The sequence below is a fragment of the Sphingopyxis sp. genome, from assembly GCF_051861155.1.
Classification (GTDB): domain Bacteria; phylum Pseudomonadota; class Alphaproteobacteria; order Sphingomonadales; family Sphingomonadaceae; genus Sphingopyxis.
This window is the reverse complement of the sequence record NZ_JBHYDE010000012.1, coordinates 12380-34432: the sequence shown is the minus strand read 5'-3', so window position 1 is coordinate 34432 and position 22053 is coordinate 12380. Positions and strand designations below refer to the sequence as shown.

20 protein-coding genes are annotated in these 22053 nt (G+C 64.4%); 9 read left to right on the top strand and 11 right to left on the bottom strand.

Features of this window, described 5'->3' with window-relative positions:
- The first annotated feature begins 100 nt into the window (after positions 1 to 100).
- Positions 101 to 544, top strand: coding sequence for a hypothetical protein (locus ACTIFP_RS17120; protein ID WP_439569902.1), 444 nt, complete (start codon positions 101 to 103; stop codon positions 542 to 544).
- Between the two features lie 182 nt (positions 545 to 726).
- Entirely contained in the window at positions 727 to 1398 is a 672-nt protein-coding gene (locus tag ACTIFP_RS17115; RefSeq protein WP_248459872.1) for a glutathione S-transferase family protein, read from the top strand.
- A 97-nt stretch (positions 1399 to 1495) separates the two neighbouring features.
- On the opposite strand, the gene ACTIFP_RS17110 is transcribed toward ACTIFP_RS17115, so the two are convergent.
- Positions 1496 to 2101: a YdeI/OmpD-associated family protein gene (locus tag ACTIFP_RS17110; RefSeq protein WP_439569901.1), complete on the bottom strand. Its 606-nt coding sequence runs from the start codon at positions 2099 to 2101 to the stop codon at positions 1496 to 1498.
- Positions 2089 to 2814 carry a bifunctional 2-polyprenyl-6-hydroxyphenol methylase/3-demethylubiquinol 3-O-methyltransferase UbiG gene (gene ubiG, locus ACTIFP_RS17105; RefSeq protein ID WP_439569900.1) on the bottom strand — a complete coding sequence of 242 codons (726 nt, stop codon included), beginning with the start codon at positions 2812 to 2814 and terminating at the stop codon, positions 2089 to 2091. The genes ACTIFP_RS17110 and ubiG overlap by 13 nt, the downstream gene beginning before the upstream one ends.
- Positions 2815 to 2973: 159 nt before the next feature.
- On the opposite strand from ubiG, the gene ACTIFP_RS17100 reads away from it, so the two are divergent.
- Positions 2974 to 4221 carry an aspartate kinase gene (locus ACTIFP_RS17100; RefSeq protein WP_439569899.1) on the top strand — a complete coding sequence of 416 codons (1248 nt, stop codon included), beginning with the start codon at positions 2974 to 2976 and terminating at the stop codon, positions 4219 to 4221.
- A 128-nt stretch (positions 4222 to 4349) separates the two neighbouring features.
- Here the strand turns inward: ACTIFP_RS17100 and ACTIFP_RS17095 are convergent, their stop codons facing one another.
- From ACTIFP_RS17095 to katG, 3 genes are all read right to left on the bottom strand, one after another.
- Positions 4350 to 4934 (bottom strand): septation protein IspZ, encoded by a 585-nt coding sequence (locus ACTIFP_RS17095; RefSeq protein ID WP_439569898.1) that lies wholly within the window; start codon positions 4932 to 4934, stop codon positions 4350 to 4352.
- 589 nt (positions 4935 to 5523) lie between these two features.
- On the bottom strand, positions 5524 to 5691 hold the full coding sequence (locus tag ACTIFP_RS17090) for a hypothetical protein (protein WP_439569897.1): 168 nt from the start codon (positions 5689 to 5691) through the stop codon (positions 5524 to 5526).
- Positions 5692 to 5797: 106 nt separating this feature from the next.
- Positions 5798 to 7987: a catalase/peroxidase HPI gene (gene katG / locus ACTIFP_RS17085; RefSeq protein WP_439569896.1), complete on the bottom strand. Its 2190-nt coding sequence runs from the start codon at positions 7985 to 7987 to the stop codon at positions 5798 to 5800.
- A 367-nt stretch (positions 7988 to 8354) separates the two neighbouring features.
- Between katG and ACTIFP_RS17080 the strand changes: the two genes are divergently transcribed.
- Positions 8355 to 8495 (top strand): hypothetical protein, encoded by a 141-nt coding sequence (locus ACTIFP_RS17080; RefSeq protein ID WP_439569895.1) that lies wholly within the window; start codon positions 8355 to 8357, stop codon positions 8493 to 8495.
- Between the two features lie 76 nt (positions 8496 to 8571).
- Here ACTIFP_RS17080 and ACTIFP_RS17075 read toward each other — a convergent pair whose 3' ends face one another.
- Both ACTIFP_RS17075 and ACTIFP_RS17070 read right to left on the bottom strand, forming a co-directional pair.
- Entirely contained in the window at positions 8572 to 11124 is a 2553-nt protein-coding gene (locus tag ACTIFP_RS17075) for a TonB-dependent receptor (protein ID WP_439569894.1), read from the bottom strand.
- A 90-nt stretch (positions 11125 to 11214) separates the two neighbouring features.
- A complete protein-coding gene (locus ACTIFP_RS17070) occupies positions 11215 to 11385 on the bottom strand; it encodes a YezD family protein (protein ID WP_439569893.1) in 171 nt (56 codons plus the stop codon).
- 190 nt (positions 11386 to 11575) lie between these two features.
- On the opposite strand from ACTIFP_RS17070, the gene ACTIFP_RS17065 reads away from it, so the two are divergent.
- The 5 genes from ACTIFP_RS17065 to ACTIFP_RS17045 all read left to right on the top strand — a co-directional run bounded on the left by ACTIFP_RS17065 (position 11576) and on the right by ACTIFP_RS17045 (position 17696).
- Positions 11576 to 12580, top strand: a complete 1005-nt coding sequence (locus ACTIFP_RS17065) for an NAD(P)H-dependent flavin oxidoreductase (RefSeq protein ID WP_439569892.1) — start codon at positions 11576 to 11578, stop codon at positions 12578 to 12580.
- 32 nt (positions 12581 to 12612) lie between these two features.
- Positions 12613 to 13332, top strand: coding sequence for a hypothetical protein (locus ACTIFP_RS17060; RefSeq protein ID WP_439569891.1), 720 nt, complete (start codon positions 12613 to 12615; stop codon positions 13330 to 13332).
- A gap of 352 nt (positions 13333 to 13684) precedes the next feature.
- Positions 13685 to 14332: a hypothetical protein gene (locus tag ACTIFP_RS17055; protein ID WP_439569890.1), complete on the top strand. Its 648-nt coding sequence runs from the start codon at positions 13685 to 13687 to the stop codon at positions 14330 to 14332.
- 72 nt (positions 14333 to 14404) lie between these two features.
- Positions 14405 to 16702 carry a phosphoenolpyruvate--protein phosphotransferase gene (ptsP, locus tag ACTIFP_RS17050; RefSeq protein ID WP_439569889.1) on the top strand — a complete coding sequence of 766 codons (2298 nt, stop codon included), beginning with the start codon at positions 14405 to 14407 and terminating at the stop codon, positions 16700 to 16702.
- A gap of 115 nt (positions 16703 to 16817) precedes the next feature.
- Positions 16818 to 17696 (top strand): class I SAM-dependent methyltransferase, encoded by an 879-nt coding sequence (locus ACTIFP_RS17045; RefSeq protein WP_439569888.1) that lies wholly within the window; start codon positions 16818 to 16820, stop codon positions 17694 to 17696.
- Here the strand turns inward: ACTIFP_RS17045 and ACTIFP_RS17040 are convergent.
- From ACTIFP_RS17040 to ACTIFP_RS17025, 4 genes are all read right to left on the bottom strand, one after another.
- Positions 17677 to 18087, bottom strand: coding sequence for a GtrA family protein (locus tag ACTIFP_RS17040; RefSeq protein ID WP_439569887.1), 411 nt, complete (start codon positions 18085 to 18087; stop codon positions 17677 to 17679). The two genes, ACTIFP_RS17045 and ACTIFP_RS17040, sit on opposite strands and share 20 nt — an antisense overlap.
- Positions 18084 to 19016 carry a glycosyltransferase gene (locus tag ACTIFP_RS17035; RefSeq protein WP_439569886.1) on the bottom strand — a complete coding sequence of 311 codons (933 nt, stop codon included), beginning with the start codon at positions 19014 to 19016 and terminating at the stop codon, positions 18084 to 18086. The genes ACTIFP_RS17040 and ACTIFP_RS17035 overlap by 4 nt, the downstream gene beginning before the upstream one ends.
- Complete coding sequence (locus ACTIFP_RS17030; protein ID WP_439569885.1) at positions 19016 to 20275, bottom strand: glycosyltransferase family 2 protein; 1260 nt, start codon at positions 20273 to 20275, stop codon at positions 19016 to 19018. The genes ACTIFP_RS17035 and ACTIFP_RS17030 overlap by 1 nt, the downstream gene beginning before the upstream one ends.
- Positions 20276 to 20360: 85 nt before the next feature.
- The gene (locus tag ACTIFP_RS17025) at positions 20361 to 22046 is read right to left on the bottom strand and encodes a hypothetical protein (RefSeq protein WP_439569884.1); all 1686 of its coding nucleotides are present in this window, start codon (positions 22044 to 22046) and stop codon (positions 20361 to 20363) included.
- Between the last annotated feature and the right edge of the window lie 7 nt (positions 22047 to 22053).

Genomic DNA, 22053 nt, shown 5'->3' with positions numbered 1-22053 from the left:
TTTCATCCCATCGATATGGGGCGTTCAGCCCAGCGAAAGCGTTACATCGCTAACCACACCGCCTTTACCGAACCTTGCGTCCTCTGAAAGGATGACAGCCATGACCCGCCCGACGCCCCGATTCGCCCTGATCGCCCTTCCCCTGCTCGCGCTCGCCGCGCCGCTGCCCGCGGCCGCGGCCGACAGCGAAACGCGCGAGACCGTCGCGACGCTGAACGATCCGGTGGCGCAGGATCGCATGGCCGACACGATCACCGCGATCGTCGGCGCGCTGATGCAGATGCCGGTCGGCCCGCTGGCCGAGGCGGTCGCGCGCGTCGATCCCGATTCCGACGCCGCCTACATCCCGCGCGACGCGACGCTGGGCGAGGTTGCCGGGCGCGATCCCGATTATGCCGACCGAATGGGCGCCGACGTGCGCGCAACGACGCGGATGGCGGGACAGGCCGCCGCGGCGCTCGCGGTTTATGCCCCGGTGCTGAAGGACATGGCGCGCGACATGGCCGCGCAATGGGAACGCGAACGCGAAGCGGCGCGCCGCTAAGCGGCTCTCCCTTCTTTTCCGTTCGCCCTGAGCTTGTCGAAGGGCCGTCCTTCTTTACAACGGTGAAGAAAAGGACGGTGCTTCGACAAGCTCAGCACGAACGGTCTATTTGTAGCACGCAGCATTCGATCGACACGCCATAGCCGTTGCGCGCCCGGCCCCGCTGCCGCTATGCCAAGCCCATGTGGCAACTCTATCAATTCCCGCTCTGTCCCTTTTCGCGCAAGGTCCGCCTTTTGCTGGGCGAAAAGGGCGTCGGCTATGAATTGGTGCGCGAATCGCCGTGGGAACGCCGCGACGAATTCATCGACCTGAACCCGGCCGGGCGCACCCCGGTGATGGTCGATCAGGCGCGCGGCCAGGTGCTCATGGACAGCATGGCCATCGCCGAATATTTCGAGGAAACCGTCGAAGGCAAGGCGATGATCAACGGCACGGCGGCGAGCCGCGCCGAAATCCGCCGGCTGACGTCGTGGTTCGACCATGATTTCTATTATGAGGTCACCGGGCCACTGCTGTTCGAACGGATGCAGAAACGCATCGTCCACCGCCAGCCCCCCGACGGCGGCGCGCTGCGCGAGGCGATGAAGGCGGCGAACAACCATCTCGACTATGTCGATTATCTGATCGACCACCGCACCTGGCTCGCCGGTGCGACGATGAGCCTCGCCGACCTGACCGCTGCTGCACATATTTCGGTCGCCGACTATCTCGGCGGGATCGACTGGACGGGGCACGAACAGACGAAGGGCTGGTATTCGGGGCTCAAGTCACGTCCGAGCTTCCGCCCGCTGCTGGCGGAGCGGATGGAGATTGTGACGCCGCCCAAATATTATGAGGATGTGGACTTTTAAGCCTCGTCATTGCGAGGAGCGCAGCGACGCGGCAATCCAGGGTAGGCGTAAACCGCTCTGGATTGCTTCGCTTCGCTTGCAATGACGGGCTAAAGTCCTAGCACCCCTTATATTTCCAGTTCCGGTCCTTGCCCTCGGCTACCTGCGCGGCGATCGTTTCGATGCGTTTGGCGCGCGTTTCCTCACGCTTTGCTTCCAGCACCCATTCGATATAGTCGCGGCGCTTGCCGGGCGAGAAGGCCTCCCAATGGCCTTGCGCCGCGGCATTGGCCTTGAGCGCGGCGCCCAGATCGTCTGGCAGGTCAAGCGCCGCCTTCGGCTCAATCTTGGGCCGCTTGGGCTTGCCCTCGGCGCAGAGCGCGGCCGCCTTCGCGATCCAGGCGGCCATCTGCTTGTCACCCGGCAGGTCGGCCAACGAGGCGAGCCGCCCCATACTTCCCATCGCGCCCGTGTCGCGCGGCGATCCGGTGACTTCCTCGTCGCGCCAGAATCCGAAGGTCGCATGCTCCTTGAACGCCGCCATGCCGGCGAGATTCTGGCCGTTCAGCACGAAATGCGGCACGCCCCATTTCAGCGTCTCTTCCGCTCCCGGTGCGTATCGATGCACCAGCTCGCGCAAATGGGTCAGGATCGGCTGCGCGAAGGCTTGCCGCCTCGCAATATAGGCGTCGACGCGCGGATCCCGGCCGGTCAGCGCGGCCACCGTGCCGCCACCAGATAGTTGAGCGCCTCGCTGCCCCCAAGCTTGAAGCCCTTGGCGGCAGACGGCGAAAGGCCGGTGCGGTCGATGACCTCCAGCCCTGCGCGTTCAAGCAGCTTCGTCAGCTCCTCGGGCTTCAGGAACTGATCCCAGTCGTGCGTTCCCCGCGGCACCGCGCCGACCCGCTCGGCCGCCTCGACGAGCAGCAGCTTCGACAGCATCGTCCGGTTCGGGGTCGACAGGATCATCAGCCCGCCGGGCGCGAGCCGCGCTGCGAGTTCATCGATAAACGCAGCCGGATCGGTCACATGCTCCACGACCTCCATCGAGGTTACGAGATCGAAGGTCGCGGGCGGCAGCGCAGCGAGTTCGCCCGCAAAATAGCTGATCGCTAGCCCCTGCCCGGCCGCATGGTCGCGCGCTGCGGCGATATTTTCGGGCGCCGCGTCGACCCCCGCCACCTTCGCGCCCAGCCTTGCCAGCGGCTCGGCGAGCAGCCCGGCGCCGCACCCGACGTCGATCGCGCTCCGCCCCGCCAGCGCAAAACGCTCGCGCGCATCGACATGCCAATGCGCATCGATCTGGTCGCGGATATAGGCCAGGCGCACCGGGTTCAGCCGGTGCAGCATCGCCGACGAACCATGCGGATCCCACCAGTCGGCGGCGAGCGCGCCGAAATGGGCGGCTTCATTCGGATTGATCGTCGCGGCGCTCATGCCCTGCGATGTGGCACCGTGGCATCAACGGCGCAAGAAATTCTATCGCGCGCAGGTGTTCGCGCGCTTGCCATCGCCGTCCCCCTTGCCTAACAGCCGAGCGCCGCGGAAATGCTTGGAAAAGTTGCGGCCGAAACCAGTATAGGAAAGCGGGGCGAGATGGCGCGGATCGTGATGAAATTCGGGGGCACGTCGATGGCGGGCACCGAGCGGATTCGCACCGTGGCGAAACTCGTGTCGCGCGAAGTCGCGAACGGTAACGAGGTCGCGGTCGTCGTGTCGGCGATGGCGGGCGAAACCGACCGGCTCGTCAATTTCTGCCGCGAAGCGAACCCGCGCTACGACCCCGCGGAATATGACGTTGTCGTCGCCGCGGGCGAGCAGATCACCTCGGGGCTGCTCGCGCTGACCCTGCAGGCGATGGGCACCCCGGCGCGCAGCTGGCTTGGCTGGCAGCTGCCGATCCGCACCGAAGAAGCACACGCCCGCGCGCGCATCGCCGACATCGACACCGGCGCGCTCGGCGCCGCGATGGCGCGCGGCGAGGTCGCGGTAATCCCGGGCTTCCAGGGGCTGATGGACGACGGCCGCGTCTCGACGCTTGGCCGCGGCGGGTCGGACACCAGCGCCGTCGCGGTCGCCGCGGCGCTGAAGGCCGATCGCTGCGACATCTATACCGACGTCGACGGCGTCTATACCACCGACCCGCGCATCGTCGCGCGGGCGCGCAAGCTCGACTATGTCACCTATGAAGAAATGCTCGAACTGGCGAGCGTCGGCGCGAAAGTGCTCCAGACGCGCTCGGTTGGGCTGGCGATGAAGATGGGCGTGCGCGTGCAGGTGCTGTCCAGCTTTGTCGAGGGCGACGAGGCGCCCAAAAAAGGCACGATGATCGTCAGCGACGAGGAAATAGAGGAACATCAGATGGAACGGCAGCTGATCACCGGCATCGCCCACGACAAGAATGAAGCGAAGATCATCGTGACGCGCGTGCCCGACAAGCCGGGTGCGGTGGCGAACATCTTCGGCCCGCTTGCGGCGTCAGGCATCAACGTCGACATGATCATCCAGAACGTCGGCCGCGAAAAGGGCGAGACCGACGTGACCTTCACCGTCCCGGGCGCCGACTTGTTGCGCTCGATCGACCTGCTCGAGGGATCGAAGGAAAAGATCGGCTTCAACCGCATCATCAGCGACGACAAGGTCGCCAAGATCAGCGTCGTCGGCGTCGGCATGAAAAGCCATGCAGGGGTTGCGAGCACGATGTTCCGCGCGCTGGCCGATCGCGGCATCAACATCCAGGCGATTTCGACCAGCGAGATCAAGGTCAGCGTGCTGATCGACGAGGACGAAACCGAACTCGCGGTGCGCGTGCTGCACACAGCGTACGGGCTGGATGCGGAATAGGGAGGCAGGCCTCCCCATCATCCGTTCGCCCTGAGCTTGTCGAAGGGCTGTCCTTCTTCGGCAACGGTGAAAGGAAGGACGGTGCTTCGACAAGCTCAGCACGAACGGGTTTGGGAGGATCGGTTGAGTTATTCTGCGGCGAGCGGTTCCAGCAGGCCGCCCGCGCGGCGACGCAGCCGCGCCTGCGTGACGACATGCACCACCGCGATGTGGACCGCGAACAGCCCGAATTTCGACGCCAGCGGGAATATCCCGATAAACAGCGGCCACCAGGCGGTGAAGAAAATCGCGACGACCAGGTTCAGCCCCGCGCTGGCAAACATCATCGCGGCCCAGATAAAACCGAACCGGTCCATCACATCGCCGACCAGCGCCAATTGCTCGGGCAGGATATAGCGATTGAGCCAGCCGCGGCGCAGCATCACCGTCCCGACGATCAGATAGACGATCGTCGGCTTCGCCATGACGAAGCGCGGATCGCCGGTGAAGAGGGTCGCGGCGGCGGCGAGGAGCACCGACGCCAGGCTGATCCATTGCAGCGCCGCGACCTTGTGCCCGCGCGCGAGTTCATAGCCGACGACCGCGACCGCAACGACCGTGCCGGCGACCGTGGCGGGAACGATCCCGGCCCCAACGGCGAGCAGCACCGCAAACACGATGACGCCGAGCGAGTCGAACAGCATCGGCCCGATGGCATAAAGCAGCGTTCGCATGGCGCATCCTTTTCGCGAATCAATGTTGTCGTCGTAAACATTGCCGATCGCAACCCTCGCGGTCAAGGATAAATTTACATTGTTAACATTGAGCGCGGTGAGCGTGACAAACGAATGGCGGCTCGCGAGCGGAAGCGGACATACCACTATCGTCATCCCGGCGAAGGCCGGGATCTCGCCGGTGCAGTAAACCGATAGGGTGAGATCCCGGCCTTCGCCGGGATGACGAATATGGGACGGTCGGCAATCCACCTCAAATCAGCTATTCCCACGCCCCCAAAAACCGCTTTCCTACCTTTTTCTGCCGTGCTTCATACTGCCAGATGGAACAGACCGCCCCTCCCGCCCCGCTGCTCTCCGGCACCTGCTTCGCCTTCACCCCAGTCCCCCGGCAACGCCAGCGCGCCGACGGCTGGACACCCGCAACCCAGGCCAGTTTCATCCGCGCGCTGTCGGCGATGGGATCGGTCGGCAAGGCGGCGCGCGCCGTCGGCATGGGCCGCGCCTCGGCCTATCGGCTGCGCGAACGACCCGGCGGCGCCAGCTTTGGCGCGGTGTGGGACAGTGCCATCGCGATGGGACGCACGCATCAGTTCAGCATCGCGATGGACCGCGCGCTCAACGGCGTCACGATCGTCCGCGTTCTGAAGGGCGGCGCGATCGACATCAGCGGCGGACCCGACATGGCCGTCGTCAACGCAGCGCTGCGCGACGAGAGCTTCGCTAAAGCGACGAAGGAGACAGAACGAACGCCCATGCGAATCTTTTGTCGCTTTAGGGTCCGTACTCAAAAAAAGACCCGCCCCCAGGCCCATGTCCCCGGGGGCGGGTCCGCGACCCGTCGTCTGTTCGGCTGGCGCCGATCAGGCGAGGTCGAACCGGTCGGCGTTCATCACCTTGGTCCAGGCCTTGACGAAGTCCTTGACGAACTTTTCCTCATGGCCCGTTTCGGCATAGACTTCGGCGACCGCGCGCAGCTCCGAATTGGACCCGAACACCAGGTCGGCACGGGTGGCGCGCCAGGTTTCGCCGCCGCCCTTGCGGTCGGTGGCGACATATTCCTGATCGTCCGACCCGTCGACGGCCTTCCAGACATTGGTCATGTCGAGCAGGTTGACAAAGAAGTCGTTGGTCAGCTGCCCCGAACGTTTGGTAAAATGGCCATGACCACGTTCGCCATGATTGGCGCCGAGGACGCGGAGGCCACCGACCAGCACCGTCATTTCGGGCACCGACAGGCCGAGCAGCGAGGCGCGATCGAGCATCATTTCTTCGGTCTTCACCGCCAGCTTCTTCTTGCCGAGATAGTTGCGGAACGCGTCGGCTTCGGGCTCCATCACATCGAAGCTCTCGGCATCGGTGTGTTCGTCACTCGCATCGCCGCGCCCGCCGGTGAACGGCACCGCGACGCTGAAGCCTGCATCCTTGATCGCCTTTTCCAGCCCGACCACGCCGCCGAGCACGATGGCATCGGCGATCGACAAATTGCCACGCAGCCCGTCGAGCGTGCTCAACACCTGCGCCAGTACCGCGGGCTCGTTGACGTCCCAGTCCTTTTGCGGTGCCAGCCGAACGCGCGCGCCGTTGGCGCCGCCGCGGTGGTCCGACTTGCGATAGGTGCTGGCCGACGCCCAGGCTGCCTTGACCAGCTGGCTGACGGTCAGCCCGCTTGCCGCAATCGCGGCCTTGACGGCGGCAACGTCGGCGTCCGACGGCGTTGTGCCGGCGGGGATCGGATCCTGCCAGATCAGGTCTTCGGCCGGAACCTCGGGGCCGAGGTAGCGGACCTTCGGACCCATGTCGCGGTGGCACAGCTTGAACCAGGCGCGCGCGAAGGCATCCTTGAACGCCTCATGATCGGTGCGGAACTTTTCGCTGACCTTGCGGAATTCGGGATCCATCTTCAGCGCCATGTCGGCGGTGGTCATCATCGTCGGAACCTTGACGTTCGGATCCCACGCGGCGGGGGCCATATCCTCCGGCTTCTGGTTGATCGGCTGCCACTGCTGCGCGCCCGCGGGCGAGTGGACGAGCTCATAATCATAGTCGAGCAGCAGGCGGAAGTAGTTCTCCGACCACTCGGTGGGGGTGTTGACCCACGACCCTTCGATACCGCTGGTTACGCTATGCTCGCCAATACCGCCGCTGGCGTGGCTGCTGACCCAGCCGAAGCCTTGCGCCGCCAGATCGCCGCCCGAAGGCGCCGCACCGAGCAGCGAGGCATCGCCATTGCCATGCGCCTTGCCAAAGGTATGGCCGCCCGCGGTGAGCGCGACGGTTTCCTCATGGTTCATCGCCATGCGCTCGAAGGTTTCCTTCATGTCGCGCGCCGACAGCAAAGGGTCGGGATTGCCGCCCGGGCCTTCGGGATTGACGTAGATCAGCCCCATCTGGATCGCGGCCAGCGGCCCTTCGATTTCGAGGCCCTTGTCGGGATCGATGCGCGTCTGAACGCCCTCGTTCACCCATTTGTCTTCGCTGCCCCAATAGATGTCGCGCTCGGGCTCGAACACGTCGGCGCGGCCGCCGCCAAAGCCGAACACCGGCCCGCCCATGCTTTCGATCGCGACATTGCCGGTCAGGATGAACAGGTCAGCCCAGCTGATCTTGTTGCCGTATTTCTGTTTGATCGGCCACAGCAGGCGCCGCGCCTTGTCGAGGTTGCCATTGTCGGGCCAGCTGTCGAGCGGCGCGAAGCGCTGTTGCCCGCTGTTGGCGCCGCCGCGGCCGTCGGCGGTGCGATAGGTGCCCGCGGCGTGCCAGGCCATGCGAATGAAGAACGGACCATAATGGCCATAATCGGCCGGCCACCACGGCTGGCTGTCGGTCATCAGCGCGGTCAGGTCAGCCTTGAGCGCCGCATAGTCGAGCAGCGCAAACGCCTTCGAATAGTCGAAATCGTCGCCCAGCGGGTTCGACGAACCATTGGGATTGAGGATTTCGGTGGCCAGCATGTCGGGCCACCAATCCTTGTTGGTGCGGCCGAGCAGCGCGCGCACGCCGCCGGGCTGATGAACCGGGCAGCCGCTGCCGATGGGGGTCTGGTCGTTCATGCAGTCTCTCCTTTGGGGGTTATCGTTGGATCGGGGTGGCGCGGCAGGATGACCGGCGCATGACGCGCGGGCAACCGGAGGGTCGCCGCGAACGCATCGATGCAGGCCGGTCGCGAGTCGATTGGGTCATCCTTTCGCCTTGGGATGGAAAGGATAGGCCGCCCTCCTCCATCGACATAACCGAATAAGCTGAATTCAGTCATTGAACGAACCGATTACAGCGGCAGCGGTTGCCGCAACGAAATGACGTTGGTCGTGCCCCCGCCACGCCCCGGCGAAACGGCTCCGCCGCCGCGCAACATCGTGCCCCGCCAAGGGGTTGAGCCTGTGTCACCCGCACAATGGCGTGACGAAATGGAGAGAGAAAGTGGCTAACCAAAACCCCAATGAGCAACAGCAGCGCGAAGAAGAACAGCGCCGCAAACAACAGCAGCAGCAGGGTGGCCAGGATCGCCAGCAAGGCGAGCAGCGTCCCGACCAGGACAGCAAAAACCCACAGCAGCGCTGACGACAGGCCGCATCGGCAAAAAAGGGGGCGTTCCCTGCGGAACGCCCCCTTCTCTGTGTCCAGCGAATGGGCCGGGTCAGAAGCTGAATTTCACCGTCCCGCCCCACGTCCGGGCATCGCCAGGGGTGCCGGCGATCAGGCCGGTATTGCCGGGGGCGACCTGCAACAGCTCGACATAATTGACGTCAAAGGCATTGCGGACCCACCCGAAGACGTCGAAGCCGTCGGCCCGGAACCCGGCGCGGAAATTGGTCAGCGCATAGCCTTTGACGTTGGTATAGATCGACGGCGACGCGTTCGAATTCCACTGCGAACGATAATTTCCGTCGACGCCCAGATAGAACTGGCCGTCCTTCGCCAGCAGCGTCACCGGCGCATTGGTCTCGGCCCCATAAGAGAAGGCCCATTTCGACACCCCGGGCAGCCGCTGCCCAGAAATATCGCACTGCCGCGGGCTGAGCGCGCCCGGCACCCCTGGCTGCGAATAATTGGGCGCGGAGCCCACGGGCTGGAGCGTGCCGCCCGACAGTTCGGGCGGGCACGGCGCGTTGGTGAATCGCTTGTATTTGGCGTCGGTATAGGCGCCGTTGGCATAAGCGGTGAAACGGTCGCTGGCGACGATCTTCAGGTCGGCCTCGATCCCCTGCGTCCGCACCTTTTCGGCATTGGCAAGATAGCCGCGCACCGTGCCGAACTGGCCGCCGTTCACCGTCGCCTGGAAATTCTTGATCTCCGACCGGAACGCCGACAGGTTGAAGGTCGCCCGCCGGTCGAGAAACTGGGTTTTCAGCCCCACCTCGAAATGGTCGATCGATTCGGGCTTCACCGTACTCGCGGCAAAATTGACTGTGTTGTCGGCGTTGAGCGGCAAACCGTTCTGGTTGATGCCCAGCGTCTTGAAGCTTTTGGCATAGGTCGCATAGGCGAGGATGTCGGGCGCCACCTTGTAATTGACGTTGAAGTCGTAGGTGAAGTTCCACGCGCTGTCCGACGGTGCACTCACCTGCGGCTGATAAATGCCGCACTGCGCCGCCAGCACCGTCCCCGCCGAGGGCGCCGGGGTGCAGGAAATGACATTGCCCGCGCCATTGGTGACGACGCGCTGATAAAAGCCCGACTTCTTGTCATAATTGACCCGCGCCCCCGGCTGGATGGTCAGCGCGTCGGTCACCTTCCAGCTCAGCTGGCCGAACAATGCCGCGCTGGTGCTTTTCAGATATTGGGTGTTGGTGGCGGTCAGCCCGTTGAGGATGGTCGGATCGGCCGCCTGCGCCCCGGTCAGGCTCCAGCGGCTAGCGTCGGCGCCCTGCTGCTCGGTACCCTGCGTATCGATGCGCTGCTTGAAACCGAACAGGCCGACGACGAAGTCGAGATTGTCGCCCTCGTAATTGTAGCGGAATTCCTGACTATACTGGTCCTGCTGCGACGGGTTCTGCGACTTCGAGACGATCGACAGGCCGGTGAAGTCGCGGTCGTTCTCGGGCTTCCAGTCCCAGAAGCGCCAGGCGGTGATCGACGTGAAGGTGCCGGGGCCGACGTCCCATTTCACCCGCGCCGAAACGCCGCCGATCTTGTTACCCGCATTCAGGCTGGCGTCGATGTCGGTCAAACGGTCGAACACATTGCGGCTGGGAACCGCATAGGGGCGGGTCGGATTGGCAGCGTTATACGCCGCGACCAGCCCGTCATATTGGCGCGCGAGGGCGCGCTGCGTCCGGCCGACGCGGACGAGCGCGGTGCCATAGCCCTCGGGATCCTGCTTGCTGTAGTCGCCCGACAGCGTGATGCTCAGATCCTCGCTGGGCTTGAACAACAGCTGGCCGCGGAGGCCCAGATTGTCCTGCTCGTTGATCCAGCGGTCGCTGGTAACTTTGAAGATTGTCCCGCGCCGACTGGTCGCGGCGATCGCGAGCCGCGCCGCAATCGTTTCCGACAGCGGGCCGGACACCGCCGCCTTCGCCTGCCGGTAATTGAGATTGCCGACGCTCACCTCGGCGCGGCCCTCGAAATCAAAGGTCGGCTGGTTGGTCGTGATGTTGATCGCGCCCGCAGTGGTATTCTTGCCGTAGAGTGTTCCCTGCGGCCCGCGCAGCACCTCGACCTGTTCGACGTCGAGGAAGTCGAAAGTCGCGGCGGCGACGCGCGAATTATAGACGTCGTCGACATAGATGCCGACGCCCTGCTCGAAGCCGTCGCTGGTCAGCCCGAAAGGCACGCCAAGGCCGCGGATGTTGACCGAGGTGTTGCGCGGGTTCGAGGTATAGACTTGCAGCGTCGGGGCGAGCTGCTGCAATTTCACGACGTTGAAATTGCCGGTCGCTTCGATCGAATCGCCGCGGATCACCGAGATCGCCACCGGGACTTCCTGCGCGGTTTCCTGACGGCGGCGCGCGGTGACGATGATGATGTCGCCGCGACTGGCGTCGGCATCGGCCTGATCGGCGGCATCGGCGGACGCGGCATCGACCGCTGCGCTGGTCACGGTCGCGGCGACGGCGGCGCCCTCCTCCGCCTTGGTCGCCGAAATCTCCTCCGCGGCGACGGGCGTAGCGGCGAGCGCGAGCAGGAGCGAAAGGGTCAGCGATGATGCCTGCACGCGGCGGCGGACGGAGGGGTATTTTGCGGTCATGGATCGTTTCCTGTTGCAAAGAAAGTCACCACATCCGGTCGTCCGGTCTGCGGCAGTTGAGGGGGAGAGCCCTCGCTGGGAGCTTTGAAATCAGTTGGGGTAGCGGTGCCGCTCGGTCACATCGACCTGCACCAGCCGCCCCTCGTGGACGGTCAGCTGGATCGCGCCGAACTTCAGTTTGTCGAGGGCTTCGAGCACCGTCTGGACGGCGCGCGGCACCTGTTCGGAACCGCCTTTGGCGGCATCCTCGAGCGTGCTCATGGTAGTTCCTTTCCCTGATGGATTCGCCGCAGAAGCATATTCTAAGTGATTTAGTTGACAATGATTGATTTGCTTTCTGCGCCGAAAGGTTCGGTTGTCGCGCCAAACGGATTCCAGCGTGCGACGGGCCGATGGCGCCGATACCGCTAGGGATTGCGCGCGAGTCCCAGTGCTGGCAAAGGCAGCCTCAATGAGCAAAATGAACGAACTGATGGCGCGCGGGACCGACCTTCTCGGCAGCGACTACGCCATATTGTGCGGCGCGATGAGCTGGGTCTCCGAACGCCATCTGGTCAGCGCGATCAGCAACGCCGGCGGATTTGGGGTGATCGCGTGCGGCGCGATGACCCCCGAGCTGCTCGATGCCGAAATCGCCGCGACCAAGGCGCTGGCGACGCGCAATTTCGGGGTCAACCTGATCACCATGCACCCACAGCTGTTCGAGCTGATCGATGTCTGCGCGAAGCATGAGGTCGGCCATGTCGTGCTCGCCGGCGGCCTCCCGCCCAAGGGCAGCCTGGAAGCGATCAAGGCGTCGGGCGCCAAGGTGATCTGTTTTGCGCCGACGCTGGCGATGGGCAAAAAACTGATCCGTTCAGGCGTCGATGCGCTGGTGATCGAGGGGATGGAGGCCGGTGGCCACATCGGCCCGGTATCGACCAGCGTGCTGGCGCAGGAAATCCTGCCGACGCTGGCCGATGAAGTGCCGGTGTTCGTGGCGGGCGGCATCGGCCGCGGCGAAGCGATCGCCGCCTATCTGGAAATGGGCGCTTCGGGCGTCCAGCTTGGCACCCGCTTCGTCTGCGCCACCGAAAGCATCGCGCATCCCAATTTCAAAAAGGCCTTCATGCGTGCGTCGGCGCGCGAAGCGGTCGCGAGCGTCCAGATCGACCCGCGCCTGCCGGTCATTCCAGTTCGCGCGCTCAAAAATGCGGGGACCGAGGCGTTCACCGCCAAGCAGCGCGAAGTCGCCAACAAGCTAGACCAGGGCGAGGTCGACATGATGCAGGCGCAGCTGGAAATCGAGCATTATTGGGCCGGCGCGCTACGCCGCGCCGTGATCGACGGCGACGTCGAAAATGGTTCGTTAATGGCAGGGCAATCTGTCGGTATGGTATCCGAAGAAGAGAGCGTGGCCGCAATCGTCGCGTCTCTGGTGCAACAGGCCGAAGCCGCGTTGCACGCTCGGGGTTGACGCCGCATGGTATCGCGGTTGGGGAGTGGAACATGAATTTGTCGCGCAAGATCATCGTGGTCGGGCTATTGGCGAGCGTTGCCGCCTGTACCAAAGCGCCGCCCCCCCCGCCGCCGCCTCCGCCGCCGGTGCCGGTCGTGATCGTGGTGCCGCCGCGTCCGCTACCACCGGGCAATGCTGCCGTGACGCAGATCCTGCCCGGACGCGGCATCGACGGCCGCTTTGTCACCGCCAACAGCAATATCACCGGCGATCGCGCCTTTTGGCAGCTCAAGATCGGATTGAACGTCGCCGCCATCGGCTGCCGCGGACTTGAGGAAACGACATTGGTGTCGGCGTACAACAATATCATCAAGGCGCATGGCAAGGTGATCCGCTCGACCGAGAAAAATGTGATCACCCAGCTGGGCAAGGAAAACAAAAATAGCGGCGTCGCCGCGCGCGATCGCCTGTCGACGCAGCTGTTCAACTATTTCGCCCAGCCGCCGGCGCAGCGCGGTTTTTGCGCCCGCGCCAACGAAATCGCGCAGCTGGTGTCGTCGACCCCGACCGCACAGATCGTCGAACAGGCGCCCGCCCACCTCGCGCGGCTCGACCAGCCGTTCCATGAATTTTACGAAGCCTATGCGCGTTACCAGTCCGACGCCGTCGCCTGGGACGCCAAATATGCGCCGCCGCCGCCGATCATGAGCGCCCCGCCCGCGCCGATTGTCGGGCCGGTGCCGCCCGCCAACACCCCCACCGGGCTGTAATCGCCGCCGCACCGGGCGGTATTGTTGCATCGATGCAACGCCGCCCGGGCGATGTGGACCAAATCATCTCGGTTCGTCGCATTTCGCCCGGCGGCGGTTGATCGCGCGGTGACGTCATGCCGCCAATCGCGGGTCGGGGCGATCCGTGGGGCCCGCAAAAAACCCCGCCCCTCCGGCGTTTCGTGACTATCGCCGCGCCATCTCAACATCGTCAAGCAAAGGCTGCAAAACAGCCTTTCCGCAGCGTTCATGATGAATTTCCGGCAACCTTTCGACTCTCGCCTTCGCCTTAATCTCCTCCTTGCCGGGATCGCCCGGCGTTGCTCAGGGGAGCATTGGGGGAATTGGGAACATGACCAGATGGATCGGACTCGCTGCCGCGTGCGCGGCGGCCTTGGCTGCTGCACCCGCAGCGGCCCAATATGGCGCACAGGAACCACAGGCACCGGGGTTTGCGGCGCCCAATTTGCGCCTGCCGCCGCGCGACGCGCGCGGCGAATTTACGACGCCCAACCGTGAACTGACCGGCCACGACGCGTTCTGGAACCTGCGCATCGCGCTCAATGTCGCGGCGATCGGCTGCCGTCATCAGGGCTCGCTGCAACTCGTCGCCGACTATAACGGCATCATCGCGCGCCACGGCGGGCTGATCCGCTCGGCCGAAACCGCGGTGATCGCGCGGCTGGGGCGCGCCACCGGCAGCAACGGGATCGCCGCGCGCGACCGGACATCGACCAAGCTGTTCAACTATTTCGCGCAGCCGCCGGCGCAGAAGCAATTCTGCCGCGTCGCGGGATCGATCGCGCAGCAGATGCACGGCATGGACAGCGCCGCGGCAATGACCATGGCCCCGGCGATGCTGGCGCAGATCGACCAGCCATTCGTGGATTTCTATGACGCCTATGCGCGTTATCAGGTCGAACTCGCCGCGCATCGTGCGCAGCGCGGCCACCAGCCGCGGATCGACGCAGGGATCCAGATGGCCGCGGCCCAACCGTAGTTTGTGGACCTTGAGCGAAATTAACTTGGGGTCATAGCAACACTGCCAAGCATCTGTTAGCAGGGCGGAGCGATGACCAATGCTCCGCCCCCTCCTTCGACCGCGGCCCAGTCGGCGCGGACCATATTGACCCGGCTGCACGAGGTGATGGCGTCGCGCGCCAACGCACAGGGCAAGCTCAATCAGGTCGTCGGCATTATCGGCGAATGCCTCGATAGCGAGGTCTGTTCGATCTATCTGCTGCGCGACGGCGCGCTCGAACTGTACGCAACGCGCGGCCTGAAGCAGGAGGCGGTGCACGTCACCCGTCTGGGGCTTGGCGAGGGATTGGTCGGGATGATCGCCGACCAGATCGAAACGCTCAACCTCGACGAAGCGGCGGCGCACCCCGACTTTTCCTATCGCCCCGAAACCGGCGAAGAATTGTTTCACAGCTTCGCCGGCGTGCCGATCATCCGCCGCGAACGCGCGGTCGGCGTCCTGTGCGTCCAGCACGCCGACCCGCGTCGCTATGCCGACATCGAGATCGAGACGTTGCAGACCGTCGCGATGGTCCTGTCCGAACTGATCACCAATGCCGACCTGGTCGATACCGCCGCGCGAACCGACGCCGCCGCCGCCGACCAGTCGGCGCAGCGATTGGGCGGGCAGAAACTGGTCGACGGCATGGGCGCCGGGGTCGCGGTGTTCCATCAGCCGCGCATCACCATCGAACATACCGTCGCCGACGATACCGAGGCCGAGCGGCACCGCGTCTATGCCGCGTTCGACAAGATGCGCGAACAGATCGACCGCATGGCCAGCCAGGCCGATTTCGGGGTCGGCGGCGAGCATGAGGAGGTCATCGAGACCTACAAGATGTTCGCTTATGACGAAGGCTGGTCGCGGCGCATCAACGAGGCGATCGACAGCGGCCTGACCGCCGAAGCGGCGATCGAACGCGTCCAGCAGCGCACCCGGATGCGAATGCGCCAGATCGACGATCCGCTGCTGCGCGATCGCATGCACGACCTGGAGGATCTGTCGAACCGGCTGATCCGCATCGTGTCGGGGCAGATGGGCACCGCGGCGCAGATGGGACTCAGGCAGGATTCAATCCTGATCGCGCGCAACCTTGGACCCGCCGAGCTGCTCGAATATGACCGCCGCCGCCTGAAGGGCGTCGTGCTCGAAGAAGGCTCGCTCACCGCCCATGTCATCATCGTCGCGCGCGCGATGGGGGTGCCGGTGATCGGGCGGGTCAGCGACGTACGCGCGTCGATCCGCGAAGGCGACCTGCTGCTGCTCGATGCCGCGGCGGGGACGCTGCACGTCCGCCCGACGCAGGCGGTGCAGGACGCGTTCGACGCCAAGCTGGAGATTTCGCAGAAGCGCCGCGCCAATCTCGCCGCGCTGCGCGACCTGCCCGCGGTGACCAAGGACGGCGTGCCGATCGAGCTGATGATCAACGCCGGCCTGCGCGAAGATGTCGCCGCGCTCGACCTCACCGGGGCGCGCGGCATCGGCCTGTTCCGCACCGAATTCCAGTTCCTGGTGTCGGCGACGCTGCCGTCGCGCGACCGCCAGCAACGCCTTTATCGCGACGTGCTCGACGCCGCGGGCGACCGGCCGGTGATCTTTCGCACCGTCGACATCGGCGGCGACAAGGCGCTGCCCTATATGAACGTCGGCGATGGCGCGCAGGAAGAAAATCCGGCGATGGGCTGGCGCGCGCTGCGTCTGGCGCTCGAACGCGAAGGACTGCTCAAGGTACAGGCGCGCGCGCTGATGGAGGCGGCCGCCGGGCGCACGCTCAACGTCATGTTCCCGATGGTGTCGGAACCCTGGGAATATGAGGCGGCGCGCGACCTGTTCGTCGGCCAGCGGGCATGGCTGGCGCAGCATAACAAAAAACTGCCGGTCGCAATCCGTTACGGTGCGATGCTCGAAGTGCCGGGGCTGCTCGAAACGCTCGACTTGATGCTGCCGCACCTCGATTTCCTGTCGATCGGGACCAACGACCTGACCCAATTCCTCTTCGCCGCTGACCGCGCCCACCCGCGGCTCGCCGAGCGTTATGACTGGCTGTCACCGATCGTCATGCGCTATCTGGCGCGCGTCGTGCGGACGGTGGCGGGAACCAAGGTCGCGCTGGGCGTATGCGGCGAGATGGGCGGGCGCCCGCTGGAGGCGATGGCGCTGCTCGGCGTCGGCATCGAACGCCTGTCGATCACCCCGGCGGGGGTCGGTCCGGTCAAGGCGATGATCCGCTCGCTCGACCTCGGCGCCCTGCGCGCCGACATGCCCGCAATCCTCGGCCAGCCGACATCGAACCCGCGCGGCCAGTATCAGGCGTGGGCAGAGGCACATCAGGTTGATTTGGGGGATTGATACGATTGCGATTGCGCGCGCTCGCCGATCGATCACTCAACCCCGGCGCGGTTAGGCGGTAGTTAACCATATTGGCGCAGAATTTGCCAAGCGGATCGCTTTGCTGGAATCAATAATGATATATGCCGATCATCGACCCTGCGCAGCGAACGACGGATCGGCCTGCGAATTCATCTCGCTCGGATCGTTTGACGACAAAAGTGGCCTCGTTGGCGATGTGAGCGTTTCGCAGTGCAAGTGCTGCGGCCTCGGGATCAGCCTGCCCCCCCTGCGCGATGTCGGTTTCCTCTATGCCGACCGCGAGAGTCAGGATTTCCAGCCCGATACGAAAGGGTTGGCGCATGCAATCAAGGACTGGTTCTTTCGGCGGCAGGCCGCGGCCCTGATCCGTCAACTCGGCAAGCCGCCTGCATCGATCCTCGATTTCGGCTGCGGCAGTGGCCAGTTCACGCGCTGCCTGGGCGATCTCGTCGGGCCTGAGCGCGTCACGGGATCCGATTTTCACGAAGATCCACCGAAGAACCTGCGAGGACGCAGCTATCTGTCGGCAGCGGCACGGGAAAATCATCCGGGCGCGTTCGAGGCGATCATCGCCATGCATGTTCTGGAACATGACGACGATAGCGAAGCATTACTCGAACAGATCGTTTCCATGGTTCGTCGGGGCGGTACGGTCGTGATCGAGGTGCCGAACATCCAATGCGTATGGGCGCAGATATTGGGTCGGCACTGGGACGCATGGTATCTGCCCTACCATCGCACCCATTTCAGTCGCCGCGCCCTGCGCGCGATGATGACCCAGGCCGGGCTGACGATCGTGGCGGAACGGGGGGCGTGCGTGCCGACCATGGGCCGATCGCTTGCCAACCTGTTCGGCGCGCGGAACAACCTGTTCTTTCTGCTGGCCGGCGCGGCGCTTCATCCCGTTCAATGGCTGGGAGAAAAAATCTCCGGCGAAGCATCCGCGATCCGGATCATCGCCCGGCGCGACTGAGCGGCCCTTTTCCAACCATGGCAAAACGTGCCGCGAGATAATTATACGCCATAATAAGCCCGGTGATGAGCGGCGACGCAATGACCATAGGGACATTCAGCGCATCATAAATGAGCGCATAGAGTGCAGTCGAAATCACGAACGCGCTGATCAGGCCCGTCATGAAACGCCAGTAACGAGCCCAGTTCATGGCCACCGCGAAGGTCCGGCGCGCATGAAGAATGAACGCCAGCGTACTCACGATGGCGAATGCCGCAATATTCGACGCGATATAATGAACGCCGAGCGCATCGCCGCCAATCAGGATGACGCTGTTCAGCACGGCGCAAAAGCCGCCGACCACAAGATAGCGGAATGGCTCTGTCGCGTCGGGTGCCGGGCTGGCCGTCATAATCCGCGGGCCAATTTCAGCCGCAGCCGCGGCCAGATGCGTTCGACAAGCCGGGCTTCCCGTGCATAGCGAAAGGCCTCTACGGGCCCGAGCCGTGCGAGCGCCGTGATCGCGCCGGACAGCGCGGAAATTTTCCCGGTCGACGCCTCGGCGAGCGATACATTAACCGCAATGGAAGCCTTCGCCCTCGCCAGTTCGCCCGCCCCAACCGCGTGGGAATAGCGCGACAGGACGACGTCCATCTGCTCCTTGAACGCGCCCTTTTCCATGCGGCCCGTCATCGTCAGCGAGCCGCCGTGGATACGAAAGGCCGTGGTTGTTTCCGGCCGCACGGCGATATTACCGAGCAGCGCCAGCTTCAGATAGAGATCCCAGTCCGCCGTGTACCAGAGCGCGGGATCCAAGCCGCCCACCCTGTTCCAGGCTTCCCGCCGGATGACCGAGCTCGGGATTGCGATGCCGTTCTGGACGATCAGATGCCGCGCGGCAGCCGTTCCCTCGATGGCTCCTTCGGCAAGTCCGCAATTCCAGTCGCCGACCGTCCGGCCGCGAAAGTCGATCAGGCGGCTCGACCCCACCTGCATGACCGCATCCGGGAACGCCGCGATGGCGCTGCTGACACTCCGCAGATGGCCTTTGATCCACAAATCGTCCTGATGCAGCATGGCGACATAAACGCCGCGTGCGATCCGCATCGCTTCGTTGGTCTTGGCAGTCCAGGGCAGAATGTCCGGGACGTATCGGTACGCGATGTTCATGCGCGAGGAAAAGCTCTCCGCGATTCGTCGGCAGCCATAGCCCGCACTGCTGTCGAGCAGGATGAATTCGACCCCGTCGGGGCGCTCCGATGCTGCGCTGTCGAGCGTGGCGGCAAGCGTGGCTTCGCCGTTGTGAACGGGCAATGCGACCGTCAGCCACGGTTCGACCATCACGCTATCTTCGCAGCATCGTTCGTCGGCGGGCGATCTCCGGCAATGGCAGGCGTGAAGCGCGCGTCATGGCCGCCGATGATAGCGAGCAGGAAACCGCCCAGCACGGTCTGCGCACCCACCACGCCCATAACCGCCGCCAGAACAAGCGGCAGGGTATTTTCGAGCGCCGCATAATTGATCGCCGACCAGTGGATGCCGATGCCCACGAAGGCGGCCGCGGCAATTGCGATGAGGGACGAACCCAGAACCAGCGCAACCTCCAGCGTCAATATGTTCGACCATCGATCGATCGCGGGTCGCAACCGCCGATACCCTTGGCGGACGCCGTATAGATGCGTCGCGAGAGCCATGATGAGCGACAGATGCCCCAGCGTGAAGAGGAAGCCGGCGACGATCGTCCAGCTGGTCCCGAACCGCCCGGTTCCCGGCAGGATACCGAGCGCGTGCAAGGCTGCGCTGAAAAACAACGCCATCGCGACCCCCATCGCGAGCATTGCCGGCACCCCGAATACCCAGGTCGGGCTGAGCATCAGCAGGTAGCGAAGATGGCGCCAGCCGTCGCGCCAGGGGCGCAGGTGCGGCGCGCGATCGCGCAGGTCGACCGACAGGGTCGCAGGAACCTGAACGACACGCATTTTCTTGAGCGAGGCCTTGATGACCATTTCGCTGGCGAATTCCATGCCTTCGCCGGAAAGCCCGAGCTGCGCGAACGCGTCGCGGCTGATCGCGCGCAGCCCGCAATGCGCATCGTTGATGCCCGAGCGGAAGAAGAGATTGAGGATACCCGTCAGCGCCGGATTCCCGATGTGCCGGTTTTTCCACGGCATGGCGCCGGGCGCGATCCCGCCGTCAAAGCGCGAGCCCATGCAGAGATCATGGCCCTCGATCAGCTTGCCGATCATCGCGACGCCTTCGGTGAAATTATAGCTGCCGTCGCAATCGCCCATCAGGATATAGTCGCCATAGGCCGCCTGACAGCCGCCGATGAGCGCCGCGCCATAACCGCGCCGCCTGACGGCTACGACCCGCGCGCCGAGAGATTCGGCGAGCGCCTGACTGCCGTCGGTCGATCCGTTGTCGGCGATGACGATTTCGCCCGCCAGCCCGAAACGGTCCTCGATCATCCGCAGCGCGTCCTGCGCGTTCGCAATGCAGTGCGGCAGGCTGATCGTTTCGTTGAGGCACGGCATGACGATCGTCACGCCCAGCACCTGCGCCTGATCGAGCGCCAGCGCCTCGGCCCGCTGCTGATACATCCAAAACTCCCCACAAATCCACGCGCTCTCCGGTCTACGAACTTGTGGTTAACATTCGATAAAAAGCTGCCTGCGTAACGCCCTTTCACCCGATCGGAACAACGCGGCAGCCGGCGCGCCGAAGATCATCGGCAAGCGCCGAGCTGGCGTCGTCGGGGCGGGGCGGAACCATATCGTAATAAGCGAGGATCGGTGCCAGTTCGTCGGGCCCGGTCAGCGCGACCCGCGACTGCGGTGCGCAGAGGCGACGCGCCAGCGCGGGGCTGATCGCCTCGCGCAGCAGCCGGATCGGGCGTTCGCCGAGAGAGGGCGGATTGATCACGAGGTCGGCAGCAAAAGGTGCATCACCCGCCCCGACGACAACATAGTCGGCGTCGGTCACCGAAAGCCGTTTCGACACTTTGGCTGGCGGCGCGTAGAAGCTGTGCGCCATCCACGCCTGAATGGGCAGAAGGATGACGAGGCCCGCCACCGTCGAGCGCATCAGCAGCGTGCGCCACTGACCGGCTTGGTCGCCGAGCGACACCCAGCCGTAAATGGCAAGAAGCATGCAATTCCCAATCAAGCCATGGAGATAGCGATAACCAAAGCCATGTCCCTGATAGGGCAGGATCACCGTGACCACCGCCAGGGTGAGGAGAATGCCCCCCGCCAGCGCCCCGGCCATCCGGTTGCGGCGCACGATCCGCAACCCTACGATGAGCAGCGGCAACAACAGCAGATGCTGCCAGGCGGCAAAGCGGAGCAGGTTCGCCACCATAAGGACAAGTCCGCCCGTGCTTCCTTCCATGGCCAGCGCAATGCGGCTGAAAAAATCGATGCCCGCGATCTGCGGGGCACCCGCGCCGGCATCGACCAGCGACCACATCCAGCCGGGCCAGCATATCCAGAAGGCCCCGATTGCTGCATATCCCGCAAAATAGAGAGCCGCACGGCGCCAGTCGCGTTCCAGCACGAGGAGGAACAGGATCGGGGCGGCGAACATCGGATGCAGGATCGGCTGGTGCAGCCCGACCGCGACAAATGCGATCATCAGCGCGGCGATGTCGGCCCATGGCGCGCGGCGCAAAAACAGCCAGAGCCAGCATAGATTCAGGGCGAGATGCGCTGGCATCGCGTAGGCGGTCATGGCATTGAACCATATCTGCCCCGATCCGAGGTAGAGCAGCAGCGCGACGACAGGAACCTCACGGTTGTCGGGCCAGATACGTCGCACGCACCCCCATAGCGCCGCCGCGCCGAGCAGCGTCATCGCCGGTCCAGTGAGCGCCGCATCGCCGAACAGCGCGAAAAGGGATCGCAGCGCGGCGTTGAACGGCAGATAGGTCGAGACCCACGCGGCGCTCTGCCCCGTCGGATACATGAACATCGTGTTGAGCGCCGCCGCATGGTCGCGCCAGACACCGGTCAGCGGCGCGACGAACTGGCCTTGCGCGAAGATCGCCGCATCAAAGGTCGCCATCTGTTCATCGCGGCTCAGGTCGTGGCCCGAAAGGATGAGATAATGTCCTGCAAAAGCGACGATCGCCATCAAAGTTCCGATGGCCAATGCCGTTCGCCAGCTGCCGGTGAACGGCTTGCCCGCGGGAAGACGCCATACGCAAAGCGCGAGCAACAGCACGCCGACGAGCAAGAGCCAACGGTCCTGTCGATGCAGAAAAAACAGGCTGAGATTGGCGTCCGCGCCGTGGAGAGCGGCCAATGCAAAGGCCATCAGCGCGAAAAGCGCGGGTCGTTGCACCGTCAGGCCGAAAAACTGTTGCTTCGTCATCGCGGCG